The organism is Bartonella schoenbuchensis R1 (assembly GCF_002022685.1).
GTDB classification, from domain to species: Bacteria; Pseudomonadota; Alphaproteobacteria; order Rhizobiales; family Rhizobiaceae; genus Bartonella; species Bartonella schoenbuchensis.
Genome location: NZ_CP019789.1, coordinates 1,070,078 through 1,084,764, shown reverse-complemented (window position 1 = coordinate 1,084,764; position 14,687 = coordinate 1,070,078). Strand labels below are relative to the sequence as shown.

Below are 14,687 nucleotides of genomic sequence, written 5' to 3'. Positions count from 1 at the left end.
TAAATTTATAGGAATGAGATTAATTTTTACCGTCTTAATTTGCGGTGCTTTATGAAAAGGAAAAGAAAATGACGATTAATCTGCACCGGCCAGATATCGCGGAATTGAAACCACGCATTACCGTTTTTGGTGTTGGTGGTGGTGGTGGAAATGCCGTCAATAATATGATTAATGCTGGCCTTCAAGGAGTTGATTTTGTTGTTGCCAATACAGATGCACAAGCTTTAGCTATGTCAAAGGCTGAGCGTGTAATCCAGCTTGGTGCGGCAGTTACAGAAGGTTTGGGTGCTGGTGCTTTACCAGAAGTTGGGCAGGCAGCTGCAAATGAATGTATTGATGAGATTATGGATCATCTTGCAAATTCCCATATGGTTTTCATTACGGCAGGTATGGGTGGAGGCACTGGAACAGGGGCAGCACCTGTTGTTGCTCGTGCGGCGCGTGAAAAAGGTATTTTGACTGTAGGTGTTGTAACCAAGCCATTTCAATTTGAGGGTGCACGCCGTATGAAAACAGCGGAAGCTGGTATAGAAGAATTACAAAAATCTGTCGATACATTAATTGTTATTCCTAACCAAAATCTATTTCGTATTGCAGATGAAAAAACAACTTTTGCCGATGCTTTTGCTATGGCTGATCAGGTGCTTTACTCTGGTGTTGCTTCTATTACGGACTTAATGATTAAAGAAGGGTTGATTAATCTTGACTTTGCTGATGTTCGTTCTGTTATGCATGAAATGGGTCGTGCGATGATGGGAACAGGTGAGGCTTCTGGTGAAGGACGTGCTTTAAAAGCTGCTGAAGCTGCTATTGCAAATCCGCTGTTGGATGAAACCTCTATGTGTGGGGCTCGTGGTCTTTTGATTTCCATTACAGGGGGCCGTGATATGACTTTGTTTGAAGTGGATGAGGCTGCTAATCGTATTCGTGAAGAAGTTGATGTTGATGCGAATGTTATTTTTGGTGCCATTGATGATGATTCACTTGAAGGTATTATTCGTGTATCAGTGGTTGCAACAGGTATTGACCGTATGGTTAGTGATGTTGTTCAGCCTTCTGGTCCTAAATTTCAACGACCTACAGTTTCAACGCGTAGGGGTGATAATGGACTAGAACAAACAGCTTCTCAATCATCATCATCGTCTTCTGAATCAATGGTAGATGTGATGGAAGCGCTTGAATTGGAAATGAATCAATCAGTTGAAGAGCCATTCCGCCCTAAAAGTCAAATTTTTACGCGACCTACAGATACAGTTGCTACACGAAGTGCAAATACTCTTCCTTATGGGCAAAATATCTCTCATGGTCAGATATCAAATACACCGCGTATGCAAGTTAATCGTGTTTCTGCACAGCCTTTGGCTGCAGCAGTTAGTATGGAGGCGACTGCGCATGTTCTTGATGAAATGACTGAAATTGTAGAACAGGAGGAAAAGAAAGTACAAGTGCAGCCTCGCTCAACATCGGTGCATATTCCTGAATTAAAAGATTTTCCTTCCGTTTCTCTTGAACAGGATGTGCATTCTTCTATTGTTGATCAAGGTCCACGTAATCTTTGGCAGCGTTTAAAGCAGAGCTTAACATATCGTGAGGAAGATGAACTAGAAGCCCGGTTGGAGCCTGCTGTAAGATCTTCTCAGCATGAGGAATCTGAAAATTCTAATGAAAACAGTCAAATGCTTTCTCAGGATGCTTCTGTTTATGTTCCACGTTGTTCTACTGAATCGCAGCCACGCGTATTACAAGATCAGCGTACTTTGGTAAGTGAAGAAGATCAGTTGGAAATACCCGCATTTTTGCGTCGCCAAGCACATTAATAGATAAAAGGGTATGAAGAGAAGACTCTTTATCGTGATAAATTATAAGTAAAATATGTTGAGTTTTTATATAAGATTCTATATTTTTTATAAGCCCGCTTTATAATAAGCGGGTTTATTATTTTGCGCAGAAATAATTTGTTGAGGATTTTGTTAAGGCCTTTAAAGATCATCAAGAAAATTAAGAAGTGGTATTATGCGTTTGATGAAAAGGTATCAATCGACTCTTAAGAATGCAGTGACGTTTAAGGGATATGGTGTGCATAGTGGGTGCCTATCTGTAGTAAAAGTTTGTCCAGCCGATGTTGGGTGTGGTATTATCTTTAAACGTTTTGGGGAGGACGGAGAAGAACAAACGTTTCAGGCACATGTATCGCAAACGGGAAAGACTGAATTATCAACAGTGCTTGGCCATGGAGATGTACGGGTTGAAACAATTGAACATTTGATGGCGGCAATTGCTGCTTATGATTTAGATAACCTTATCATTGAAGTATCAAGTAATGAGATACCTATTTTAGATGGTGCTGCATGGCAGTATTGTCAGCTTTTCGAGAAAGTAGGTATTGTACAGCAGGCAGTATTGCGTCCTTATTTTATTATAAAAAAACCAATGCGCGTTGAAACGACCAATGGCTTTGCAGAATTTTTGCCGTTTAATGGCCGCCGTTTTGATGTTACAATTGATTTTGCTTCATCTGCTATTGGGAAGCAGCAATTAAGTTTTGATCTTACGTCACAGGCATTTCGAGATGATTTATCGCGTGCGCGTACCTTTGGTTTTGTTAAAGATGTAGAAAAATTGTGGACTTCTGGGAAAGGATTAGGCGCCTCTTTAGAAAATTCTCTTATTATTGGTCTTAATAACCAAATCATTAATTCAGATGGCCCTTATTTTGAAAATGAATTTGTTAGGCATAAAACTCTTGATGCAGTTGGTGACACTGCTTTGCTTGGTGCACCTTTTATTGGATTATTTCGTTCACATTGCAGTGGGCATGCACTTAATTCACAATTAGTTAAGGCTGTTTTGACAGATGAGTCGTGTTACGAAAAAAGTATTTTGTAGTTAGAATAAAAAGATTTGAGAAATTTTACTTAAGCTTCTTTGATTTTTAAGGGGATGATTGACCAAAAACTACTAAATCAGTTAGTCAGTTTTAAAATGATATGGCATAAAGCTTTTTGATAAATAGCTTTTACTCCAAGGTGATATTTTTGGGAGGCTGGGAACACTATGAAAAGGTCTAATATGTATATTAAAAGTATGGCACATAGGCAATCTAACATTGTACGCAAAGTATTGATTGGGATCTTAGGAGGAGGGCTCTGTTTATTAGCGGGTTGTTTAAGCAAAGATACAGATGCTTTTAATCCAGCTATGCATGTTTTAATAATGGATCCACCAGATGTATTGTATAATCAAGCACTTACTAACCTTGATCTAGGGCGATTTGATGAGGCATTGAAGAAGTTTTCTATTATTGAAAAACAATACGCTTATACTGAATGGGGCCGTAAATCTTTAGTTATGGGTGCTTTTGTAAGTTACCGACTGGCCAAGTATGATGATGCAATTAGTATGGCACAGCGCTATATTACTCTTTATCCAAATGCCAGCGATTCTGCTTATGCTTATTATATTGTTGGTCTTTCTTCTTTTCATCAAATTCGCGATGTTACACGCGACCAACGAGATACCAAACGCGCTATTGCTGCTATGCAGCTTTTAATAGAACGCTACCCAAACTCTGAATATGTAAAAGATGCTAAAGATAAAATACGCTTTGGCCGAGAACAATTGGCTGGTAAAGAAATGCAGGTTGGTCGTTACTATGAGGAAGGTCGGCAATATCTAGCAGCAAGCAGAAGATTTCGCACAGTAGTTGAAGAGTATTCGGATACAAACCAAATTGAGGAAGCGCTTTTCCGCTTGACTGAGGTTAATCTTGCTCTTGGTTTAATTACAGAAGCGCAGACAGCAGCAGCTGTTTTAGGGCGCAATTATCCAGAAAGTAAGTGGTATAAATTCTCCTATGATTTGTTACAGAAAAATAGAGTGTCACCGCAAGAGCATAAGTCTTCTTGGATTTCACGTGCTTTAAGTGGTGATAAAAATGAGGCGCGTTGATTTCATATGCTGATACAGCTTTCGATTCATAATATTGTTTTGATCGAGAAGCTCGATATTAGTTTCCCCATGGGGTTATTGATTTTAACTGGGGAAACGGGTGCTGGAAAATCTATTTTACTTGATTCTTTATCATTAGCTCTTGGAGGGCGTGGAGATGCTTCACTTGTGCGCCATGGTGCAGAGCAAGGGCAGGTGACAGCTGTTTTTGATGTGCCTATTTCACACCCTGTACGCCAGCTTATACGTGAGAATGGTTTTGATAATGAAGGCGATATCATTTTACGACGTGTGCAATCAAATGATGGTCGTAGCCGTGGTTTTATCAATGATCAGGTTGCTAGTATTGCATTGATGCGCAATGTTGGTCGTATGTTGGTTGAAATTCATGGGCAGCATGATGATCGTGCACTTGTTGATGTTGATACGCATCGCCGGTTATTAGATGCTTTTGGTGGGCTTGAGAGTGAGGCAGAAAATGTACGCAAATGTTATCGGATATGGCATGAATTAGAGGAGCATGTGCAACAGCAGCATATCAAAGTGGAAGCTGCTACACGTGAGGCTTTTTACCTTCGTGCAAGTGTGGAAGAACTTGAAAAATTTGATTTTACAATTGATGAAGAAAATACACTGTCTCTTCGTCGTGCAGATATGTTGAAACTAGATAAAATAGCGACTGATATTAAGGAAGCTGATGATCTTTTCAATGGTCCGAAATCACCAATTTCTATTCTGTCCAATTTGGTGAGGCGTTTAGAACGGAAAATTCCTGAAGCACAGACACTCATTACACCTGTGGTTAAGTCTATTGATGAAGCATTGCAGGCACTTTCAATAGCGCAAGATGGTATTGAAACAGCAATGCAAGCATTGAATTTTGATTCTGGTGAATTGGAGCGAATAGAAGAGCGTCTTTTTGCACTTCGGGGATTGGCGCGTAAATACCATGTTTCTGTAGCTGAATTATCTCAGTTATGCGATAAAATGAAGGATGAACTTTCTGATTTTGATTCTGCTCAGACCACGTTGGAGAATTTGAGAGTAAAAGCGCAGGAGGCACAAAAAAAGTATGATGCATCTGCACAAGCCCTTTCCATAAAACGCCAAGAAGTGGCGCACCGTTTATCTACAAGCGTTATGGCTGAGTTGCCAGCGTTGAAGTTAGAAAAGGCAGAATTTACTGTGAACGTGCAAAGTGATTCTGAAAAGCGTAATGCAGATGGTATAGACCGTGTTGAATATTGGGTACGAACAAATCCTGGATCACGAGCTGGACCAATGTTGAGTGTAGTTTCTGGCGGTGAATTATCGCGCTTTTTATTAGCATTAAAGGTTGTCTTGGCTGATCGTGGATCAGCTCCTACACTGATTTTTGATGAAATTGATACGGGAATTGGTGGGGCTGTGGCTGCTGCAATTGGGCAAAGGTTGCTGTGTTTATCAAAAAGTGTTCAGGTTTTTGCTATTACACATGCACCTCAGGTTGCAGCCAAAGCTCATAGTCATTTTCTTGTTTCAAAAGTTGAAGGTGATAAAGGGCATTTTGTTACGCGTATTCATAAAATGGAAGAGTGTGAACGTGCTGAAGAAATTGCACGTATGTTGGCAGGGGAACAGATCACTGAAGAGGCACGTGCAGCGGCCCAAAAACTTTTAGCGCAGATATAATTGATTAATGATTGAGATGACAAGCGAATATATATTCGTTTGGATTCTATTGATAACAAAGAATTGAGATTCATATAATTATAAATTGCACGACTTGGAATAAAGTATATGGACAAAAATGCGGTTAAAAATCTTACTGCTCTTGAAGCGGCAAGTGAGTTAGAGTGGTTAGCAAAAGAAATCGCACGTCATGATGTTCTTTATAATAATAATGATCAACCTGAGATTTCTGATGCACAATATGATGCTCTTCGTCGTCGCAATACGGAAATTGAAGCTCTATTTCCTGAATTAATTCGTACAGATTCCCCTTCATATAAAATTGGTGCACCAGTTTCAGAAAAATTTGAAAAATCTGTTCATGCACAGGCGATGCTTTCTCTTGATAATGCGTTTAGTGCTGAAGATGTCAGTGAATTTGTTGAGCGTGTTCGCCGTTTTTTAAGACTTCCATCAACACAGACATTAGAAATGACGGCTGAACCGAAGATTGATGGCTTATCTTTATCTTTGCGTTATGAGCAAGGGAAACTTGTGCGTGCTGCAACGCGTGGTGATGGGTACACAGGTGAAAATGTAACTACAAATGCACGAACAATTTCTGATATTCCAAAGGTTTTACAGGGTGAATTTCCTGATATTATTGAAGTTCGTGGTGAAGTTTATATAAGACAAGAGGATTTTCAAGTCCTCAATATTAACCAGCAAAAAGAAGGGAAAATAGCTTTTGCAAATCCTAGAAATGCAGCGGCTGGCTCTCTACGCCAGCTTGATTCACGGATAACTGCTAGCAGAAAGCTTAAGTTTTTTGCTTATGCTTGGGGTGAGGTGAGTGAAATGCCGGCTAAAAGCCAAATGGAGATGGTGAATAAGCTAAAAGAATATGGCTTTATTGTTAATCCATTTACAAAAGTTTTCGAAAAAGTAGAAGATCTTATCTCATATTATCATTTTATTGAAGAACAGCGGCAATCTTTAAGCTATGATATTGATGGGGTTGTTTATAAGGTTAATGATTTAGGGCTACAAATGCGTTTGGGGTTTGTATCTCGTTCACCACGTTGGGCAATTGCACATAAATTTCCAGCAGAAAAAGCTACAGCACTTTTAGAAGGTATTGATATTCAAGTAGGTAGAACTGGAGCACTAACGCCAGTTGCACGCCTTGCACCTATCACTGTAGGTGGGGTTGTGGTTACTAACGCAACTTTGCATAATGAGGATTATATTAAAGGGGTTGGTCGTAAAGGTGAACCAATTCGTGAGGGGCGTGATATCCGTATAGGTGATACAGTGATTGTACAGCGTGCTGGTGATGTAATTCCTCAGATTGTTGATATTATTTCTAGCAAGCGTCCAAAAGACGCAGTTCCTTTCGTTTTTCCTCATCATTGTCCTGCTTGTGGGAGTCATGCTGTTCGTGAAGTGGGTGAGGCAGTGTATCGGTGCACAGGTGGGCTTATCTGCTCAGCACAAGCGATTGAGCGTATTCGTCATTTTGTTTCACGTAATGCTTTTGATATTGAGGGGCTTGGTAAAAAACAGGTGGAATTTTTCTTTAATATTCAAGATGAAACGCTTTGTATCCGTTCACCGGTTGATATTTTCACTTTAGAGAAACGCCAAAAAAAAGCTTTGACACGTTTGGAAAATATAGAGGGTTTTGGCAGTCTTTCTGTCCGCAAGCTTTTTGATGCTATTAATGCACGTCGAGAAATTCCTTTAAGTCGTTTTTTGTTTGCATTAGGTATTCGTCATGTTGGTGAAGTTAATGCACAACGTCTTGCACGTGTTTATCGAAATTATACTGCTTTTGAGGCTGCTGTAATGGCAGCTATTGTGCCACATGATAAGACAGATGAAGGTAATGAGGAGTGGACAGATCTGATCAGTATTGAAGGGATTGGAGTTCGTGTTGGCAGGGCAATTATTGATTTTTATCAAGAAGCACATAACCGTGATGTGTTATCAGCCTTGCTTCAAGAAGTGACACCTCTTCCTGAGGAAGCTATTGCAACAGATTATTCGCCAATAGCGGGAAAAATAATTGTTTTCACGGGAACTTTAATGTCTATGTCGCGAGATGAAGCAAAAGCATTAGCAGAACGGTTAGGTGCCAAAACATCTGGTTCTATTTCTAAAAAGACTGATCTTCTTATTGCAGGGCTTGGAGCGGGGTCAAAATTGACCAAAGCAAAAGAGTTAGGTGTTGAAATTATCGATGAAGATAGCTGGTCCCAGTTGATTAAAGAGTATTATATTTAAATTTTTTTGATGATATATTCCAATTAATTACCCTTTGTGCAATTATGAGCTTCAAGGTTTTATTTATCTCTGCTTACAAGAAGAAGTACGCATTTGTTTTTCCAAAATTACCAAAGAGAATGCTTTTAGAATAAAATAAGTGTGCACTTTTATTCAATTAAAGAGGCATTGTGGCTTCTTTTGCCCATTTTTTTTCTTCTGTATTAAGATAAGGTGCATTCACTTTATAAACGTGCGCATGATAGTCATTAAGCCATTGTCGCTCTTGAGTGGTCAAAAGCTCTGGTAAGATTAGCCGTCGATCAATAGGGCAATTTGTGAGAGTTTCAAATGATAGCATGTCTATATCACCAGAAGTAATTTTTTGCGCAGGTTTCACAATCATCAAATTTTCAATACGAATGCCAAAAGCTCCTTCACGGTAATACCCTGGTTCATTAGAAATAATCATTCCGGGAATGAGTTCTTGACTTCCGTAACGTGAAAGATTTTGTGGTCCCTCATGAACAGAAAGGTAAGAACCAACTCCATGGCCAGTACCATGCGCATAATCAAAACCAGCTTTCCATAAAGAGATACGTGCTAGAACATCAATATCTTGTCCGCGTGTACCTTTTGGAAATCGTGCGGTTGAAAGAGCAATCATACCTTTAAGAACAAGAGTAAAACAACGTTTTTCTTCTTCTCCAATAATGCCAATTGCTATTGTACGTGTGACATCTGTTGTGCCGTTGCGATATTGTCCACCTGAATCAACAAGATAAAGCTCACCGGCATTGAGTGGTTTGTTTGTTTCAGTCGTTACACGATAATGAACAATTGCACCATTTGCGCCTGCTGCTGAGATCGTATCAAAGGAAAGGTCTTCGAGTTTTGTTCCCATTTTTTTTGCTGTTATTATGCGAAATTCTTCTAATTTTTGGGCGGCAGAAATTTCACTAATTGTGCCTGGTGTTTGTTTGTCCAACCAAGAAAAAAAGCGGGTAAGTGATACACCATCGCACAAATGAGCTTTGCGTGCACCGTCTAATTCTGTGCTATTTTTAATAGCACGTGGTAAGGCAGCTGGGTCAGTAAGCGTAATGAAAGAATTATTTTCATCTTCAATAACAGTACGCAATTTTTCACATGTTCGCAGTGGATCTAAAGCAAAAATCATTCCTTTTTGAACATGATCTTTGATCTTTGGAATGAGTTTTTCCGGTTCATATAATTCTACGTATTGTTTTAGATAATTTTTCTGTTCTTTGCCAAGTTTTTTGCTATCAATAAATAGGGATGGCGTTTCTTTGGTTGAAATGAGAGCAAAACAAAGGGCAAAGGGTGTGTTAGAGACATCATTGCCCCGTATATTGAATGTCCATGCAATAGAAGCAGGATCTGTGAAAATAAAAGCATTCGCTCCGGCTTGCTGTATATTTTCATAAATCAATGCTAATTTTTCGTCGGTTTTACACCCCGCATATTCAAGAGGATGAATTGATAAGGCAGCTTGCGGTAATTGTGGTTGGTCTTGCCAAATAAGATCAACAGGATTGGCTTTTGTTGCTATAAGCTTTCCTCCTGCTTTAAATTCTAATGCTTTTCTCAATGTGGCAGTAGCAGCAATAGTATGAAGCCATGGGTCAAAGCCAATAGAAAGTTTGTGCCCATTTTCTTCTAACCATTGTGAGGGTGAGCAAACCATCAGATCTTCATAATCAAAAATCTGAGGATCGGTTTGTTGGCGAACTTGGAGTGTATAACGCCCGTCTGTGAATATAATAGCTTTATTTTTTAAAATTAATGCCATACCAGCTGATCCAGTAAAACCAGTTAGCCAGCTAAGGCGCTGAGCGTGCGGTGGAATATACTCTCCTTGATGTTCATCTGCCCTTGGTACAAGAAAACCATCTAGCCCTATACGTTCAAGTTCTTGACGAAGGGCAAAAATACGCTCTGCAGCATGGGTTGGATTTGTTATAACATCAAAAGATTGATACACACGATGTCCTTTTTTATTTGAGATGTAAAGTAACCCATCCTTGGCGGTGGTATGTTTCAATGTGTTGCAAGCCTTGTTTTACATAAGCTTTTAGGACATGGTCATGCTGTTCTTCAAGGATACCCGATAATATGATAGATCCATTTTTTTGCAAAGCTTGGGTCATTTCTTGTGCAAGTTCAATAAGAGGGCCGGCGAGGATATTAGCAACAATAAGGTCAAAGGGTGCACGTGATGCAATTGTATCATGATTAAAGCCCGTCGCTGTAATAGCTGTGATATATTTTTTAACACCATTGAGTTTAATATTGTGTTGTGCAATTTGAACGGCAATTGGATCATTATCAGATGCAAGTATAGAAATGGGTTTAAGCATTGCCATACCAATGGCTAATACGCCACTCCCTGTACCAAGATCGAGAGCATTTTGCGGATTTTCAGTTCGCATAATTTTGGTGATCATTTCTAAACAACCAGATGTTGTTTCATGGTGACCTGTACCAAAAGCTTGATTGGCTTCAATTTCAATTGGCAAAACATCAGGTGGGATATTTTTTCGGTCATGACTTCCATAAAGAAAGAAAGGACCTGCATATACAGGTTTTAGCCCTTTAAGACTTTGTTGGACCCAGTCAATATCGGGTAAAACTTCTATATTAATTTTATTAGGGTCTAGAGCAAGAATATCTGCAAAGCGTTTGTACGCACTGTCTTGGTTTTCTTTGTCAACATAAAGTGACAGTTCATAAATAGCGTTTTTTTCATCTATTTCTACCAAAGCAAGAGGATATCCTTCTTCCTCAAAGGCTTCTTCCATAAGAGTATAAAACTGCTCTGCCTCATCTTTGAGGGTTGTACAAAATAAACGAATTTGTTGAGACATATTTTTTCTTTATTAAACGCTTTTTAATTTAGTTTGAGATGAGCTTTTTAAGCCGTTTAATGGCAATATCATCTTTTAATTGATTTTCATTTTCTTCCACGTTGTAAGGAATAATACCAGCTAGTTTTCCACCTTTTTTAAGCAAGAAAATTGCAGCTGTATGATCGTAAGTATAGTTACCATTTGTTCCGGGCACTTTTTCTGCAACAATGTTGAAAGAAGATACCATTTTATGGACTTTTTCAGGATCTCCACTTATACCAATAATATTGTTGGTAAAATTGCTTAAATAATCACGTAGTACTTCTGGTGTATCACGTTCAGGATCGACAGTTACAAACCATATACCTAATTTATCAGCGTTAGGGCCAATTTCTGTAAGCCACCGATCAAGATCTGTCAGTGTAGTAGGGCAACTTTCAGGGCACATGGTGAAACCGAAAAAAATGGCTGAAGGTTTACTTCTGATATCAGCTTCAGTAACAGTTTGGCCATTGGAATCGATGAGTGTAAAATCATCACCGAGTGGCTTATTTTTCCACGCATCATAAGTAAAAACGCCAGCGAGAAATATGATTGTTAACCCAAAGATGTATATTACATTTTTCATAGCTTAACCTCTTTGAATTTTATAGCTTAATTTTAAAGCATCAGGAATGCTATAATGCTGACAGATTAGTTTTGCAATCTTTGTTTCAACATTATGAAGCGTGATTTGTGCTGTAAGTTTCATAAAAGAATATAGATCACAAAATTATCATATCGCAGATGAGCAATGAAGTGTTGTATTTTCTATGTGAGGGGTCATTCTACTATCTAAAATCAGCATGCTGTTTTATTGTTTTGTAATGCCAAAACAACTGATGCAAAATGAATGAATTTTTAAAAAATTTTTTAAAGGTTATAAAAACCATCTTGATATTAAACGGTAATAAAATTGCGTAAAGCGCAGTTATTTGGAAATAAGCGTGTTAATGTTTTTTTGTGTTAAGCTTTAGTTACAAAGTCATCAAGAACACGTTTTTCACCGGCTTTATCAAACAAAATAGTTAATTTATTACCACCTATTGCTGAAATATGACCATAACCAAATTTGATATGAAAAACGCGATCATTAATTGAAAAAGCTGATGGTGTATCAGACACAGATTGAGAAGTGCCTTTTTTTTCAATATTTTTTTCTGATGAAATTGAATGGGACTAAAATCTAAATCACTATTTTCATAATCAGTTTTCTTAATATAACCGGATGACTGTGAGCTCCAGTTATTATGTCTTGCTTCTGTTTGATTTTTATGTGCACTCTTCCACCCTAGTTTTGAGTACTGACCGTAACCACCATAAGATGTTTCATTTTCTAGCACTTCTATATGTTCTCCTGGCAATTCATCTAGAAAACGAGAGGGAAGGCTAGATTGCCAAAGCCCATGAATGCGTCGATTAGAGACAAACCATATATGCAGATTTTGTTGTGCTCTTGTTAGACCTACATAAGCAAGCCTGCGTTCTTCTTCTAGTCCTGCACGGCCACCTTCATCTAGTGAGCGTTGATTGGGAAAGAGTCCTTCTTCCCAGCCAGGAAGGAAAACTGTTTTAAATTCAAGCCCCTTAGCTGAATGAAGGGTCATAATATTAACTGCATCCATATTTTCGTTATGCTCAACATCCATAACTAATGAAACATGTTCTAAAAAACTGTGAAGATTTTCAAATTGTTCCATAGAACGAATCATTTCTTTAAGATTTTCTAAGCGTGTTGGTGCTTCTGGCGAACGATCTTCTTGCCACATTTCCATGTAGCCTGAATCATTAAGGATCATTTCAGTAAGCTCTGTCAGCGGTGTGCGTGGTGATAGGTTTTGCCAGCGATGAAAGTCTTCAATAATGTTGCGTAAAGCATTTCGTGCTTTAGGTTTTAGTTCATCTGTTTCGATTATTTCAATAGCAGCAGAAAAGAGAGGAATAGCGCGTGCACGTGCATTATTATGAAGGTGGCGTAGTGTTGTCTCTCCTAAGCCACGTTTGGGTGTATTGATAATACGTTCAAAGGCTAAATCATCGGAAGGTTGAGCAACAACACGCAAGTAAGCCAAAGCATCACGTATTTCCATTCGTTCATAAAAACGTGGACCACCAACGACACGATAGTTAAGACCAAGTGTTATAAAACGCTCTTCAAATGCGCGCATTTGAAATGATGCTCGCACTAATATAGCCATGTCATTTAAAAAATGCCCAGATTGTTGTGCTTGTTCAATTTCTTTCGCGATGGCACGTGCTTCTTCTTCCGAATCCCATGCAGCATGGATTTTTACTTTTTTCTCTTCGTTATTTGTTTTATCTGAGAAAAGCGTTTTTCCAAGTCTTCCCTGATTGTGAGAAATAAAATGAGAGGCCGTTTTAAGAATATGCGATGTAGAACGATAGTTGCGTTCTAAACGGATGATTTTTGCAGGAGGAAAATCTTTTTCAAAGCGCAGTATATTATCAACTTTAGCACCACGCCATCCGTAAATGGATTGGTCATCGTCACCAACACAACAAAGATTGACCTGCTGTCTTGTAGATTGTTGCGCCAAAAGACGAAGCCAAAGATATTGCGCTGTATTTGTGTCTTGATATTCATCTACAAGGATATAGCGAAATTTAGCATGATATTCATGAAGGATATCTGGATTATGCTGGAAGATGTTAATGGAATGGAGTAAGAGATCACCAAAGTCACAAGCATTGAGGCTTTTTAGCCGATCCTGATAACTGTGATAGAGTTCACGCCCCATACCTTTAGCAAAGGCATAAGAATCACTTTCTGAAATATGATCTGGTGAGAGCCCCTGGTTTTTCCAAGCATCTATCATTGTTGCCAAACTACGTGCCGACCAGCGCTTGTCATCTAAACCTGCAGCTTGAATGAGCTGTTTTAAAAGACGAACAACATCGTCAGTATCAAGAATGGTGAAATTGCTTTTTAAGTCGATAAGTTCTGCATGGCGGCGTAAAATTTTTGCACCAATGGAATGAAACGTTCCAAGCCACGGCATACCTTCAATAGCTTCACCAACAAGTTCAGCAATACGGGTTTTCATTTCACGCGCTGCTTTATTTGTAAAAGTAATCGCTAATATTTGCTTAGGGTGGGCAAGACCAAGGTGCAAAATATGAAAAATGCGTGTGGTAAGAACACGTGTTTTTCCCGTACCAGCCCCGGCAAGAACTAACAAAGGCCCTTCTGTGTTTATGACAGCTTCTCGTTGTTCTGGGTTAAGTTTTTTCAAATATTCGGGCTCGTATTGTGCTTTTTCTTTTGCTATTATAGCACCGGGAGTTAATTCAGAATTATTTTCAGGCTTATGGGGGAGCTCTTCATCTTCAAAAAATGGTACGTGATTAGAAAAGTCATTCATTATATTTTTTTATGTATTATTTTTTTGATTGAAACGCTAGTTTTAAAATTCTTCTCGGGGAAAATCTCAACATTTTCAGGTGAATGAGTTTATAAAAATAACAGAAACGAAACAAAAGCAGTATTAAAATTATTAGGTGAGAGATTATAAAGTACGGTAAACATATAATAAAACTGAAATATTAAATTTTTTCAGTCTTTTATTTTCAATATTAAGGGTCATTAAATATAAAAATTATTTTTTTACGAACTGTTTTTATCTCCAAAATGGTTATTCTAAAAATCTACTTGTAAAAGGCTTATCAATATCAGCGAATAGTTTTTGACCAAACATTTATTTTCATTTTTTCTCATTCACTGTTAGATAGACGGTTTTGATCAAGAAACTTTTGAGCTTTTAAAAGTTCTTTTTTATCAAAAAGTTTCTCAAGTTTTGTTCGTCCAAAACGATAACGGTTTTCCTCTACATAAGTAGCTTGCTCAATACGTTTCTGTTGTTTTCGAAATTGGCGAAGGTTAATCACTTTAGTCAT

Annotated in this window: 9 protein-coding genes and 1 pseudogene; 5 read left to right on the top strand and 5 right to left on the bottom strand. The window is 38.4% G+C overall.

Annotation, left to right across the window (positions count from 1 at the left end; translation table 11 throughout):
• The first annotated feature begins 68 nt into the window (after positions 1 to 68).
• The 5 genes from ftsZ (at position 69) to ligA (ending at position 7,884) form a co-directional block, all read left to right on the top strand.
• Entirely contained in the window at positions 69 to 1,817 is a 1,749-nt protein-coding gene (gene ftsZ, locus BscR1v2_RS04730) for a cell division protein FtsZ (protein ID WP_078689927.1), read from the top strand.
• Positions 1,818 to 2,013: 196 nt separating this feature from the next.
• Entirely contained in the window at positions 2,014 to 2,886 is an 873-nt protein-coding gene (gene lpxC / locus BscR1v2_RS04725) for a UDP-3-O-acyl-N-acetylglucosamine deacetylase (protein ID WP_078689926.1), read from the top strand.
• 168 nt (positions 2,887 to 3,054) lie between these two features.
• Entirely contained in the window at positions 3,055 to 3,948 is an 894-nt protein-coding gene (locus BscR1v2_RS04720; protein WP_078689925.1) for an outer membrane protein assembly factor BamD, read from the top strand.
• A 6-nt stretch (positions 3,949 to 3,954) separates the two neighbouring features.
• Complete coding sequence (recN, locus tag BscR1v2_RS04715; protein ID WP_078689924.1) at positions 3,955 to 5,619, top strand: DNA repair protein RecN; 1,665 nt, start codon at positions 3,955 to 3,957, stop codon at positions 5,617 to 5,619.
• Positions 5,620 to 5,727: 108 nt separating this feature from the next.
• Positions 5,728 to 7,884, top strand: coding sequence for an NAD-dependent DNA ligase LigA (gene ligA / locus BscR1v2_RS04710; RefSeq protein ID WP_078689923.1), 2,157 nt, complete (start codon positions 5,728 to 5,730; stop codon positions 7,882 to 7,884).
• 157 nt (positions 7,885 to 8,041) lie between these two features.
• Here ligA and BscR1v2_RS04705 read toward each other — a convergent pair whose 3' ends face one another.
• From BscR1v2_RS04705 to BscR1v2_RS04685, 5 genes and pseudogenes are all read right to left on the bottom strand, one after another.
• Positions 8,042 to 9,868: an aminopeptidase P family protein gene (locus tag BscR1v2_RS04705; protein ID WP_078689922.1), complete on the bottom strand. Its 1,827-nt coding sequence runs from the start codon at positions 9,866 to 9,868 to the stop codon at positions 8,042 to 8,044.
• A gap of 13 nt (positions 9,869 to 9,881) precedes the next feature.
• Entirely contained in the window at positions 9,882 to 10,751 is an 870-nt protein-coding gene (locus BscR1v2_RS04700; RefSeq protein WP_078689921.1) for a 50S ribosomal protein L11 methyltransferase, read from the bottom strand.
• A gap of 28 nt (positions 10,752 to 10,779) precedes the next feature.
• Entirely contained in the window at positions 10,780 to 11,361 is a 582-nt protein-coding gene (locus BscR1v2_RS04695; protein WP_078689920.1) for an SCO family protein, read from the bottom strand.
• A gap of 377 nt (positions 11,362 to 11,738) precedes the next feature.
• Positions 11,739 to 14,155, bottom strand: a pseudogene (locus BscR1v2_RS04690) (ATP-dependent helicase).
• A gap of 349 nt (positions 14,156 to 14,504) precedes the next feature.
• Positions 14,505 to 14,687, bottom strand: coding sequence for a DUF4169 family protein (locus BscR1v2_RS04685; RefSeq protein ID WP_078689919.1), 183 nt, complete (start codon positions 14,685 to 14,687; stop codon positions 14,505 to 14,507).

Bases quoted from the DNA above. Each gene is read 5' to 3' on its own strand.
- ftsZ (WP_078689927.1), top strand. From the start codon at position 69: ATGACGATTAATCTGCACCGGCCAGATATCGCGGAATTGAAACCACGC.
- lpxC (WP_078689926.1), top strand. From the start codon at position 2,014: ATGCGTTTGATGAAAAGGTATCAATCGACTCTTAAGAATGCAGTGACG.
- BscR1v2_RS04720 (WP_078689925.1), top strand. From the start codon at position 3,055: ATGAAAAGGTCTAATATGTATATTAAAAGTATGGCACATAGGCAATCT.
- recN (WP_078689924.1), top strand. From the start codon at position 3,955: ATGCTGATACAGCTTTCGATTCATAATATTGTTTTGATCGAGAAGCTC.
- ligA (WP_078689923.1), top strand. From the start codon at position 5,728: ATGGACAAAAATGCGGTTAAAAATCTTACTGCTCTTGAAGCGGCAAGT.
- BscR1v2_RS04700 (WP_078689921.1), bottom strand. From the start codon at position 10,751: ATGTCTCAACAAATTCGTTTATTTTGTACAACCCTCAAAGATGAGGCA.
- BscR1v2_RS04695 (WP_078689920.1), bottom strand. From the start codon at position 11,361: ATGAAAAATGTAATATACATCTTTGGGTTAACAATCATATTTCTCGCT.
- BscR1v2_RS04685 (WP_078689919.1), bottom strand. From the start codon at position 14,687: ATGACTAAAGTGATTAACCTTCGCCAATTTCGAAAACAACAGAAACGT.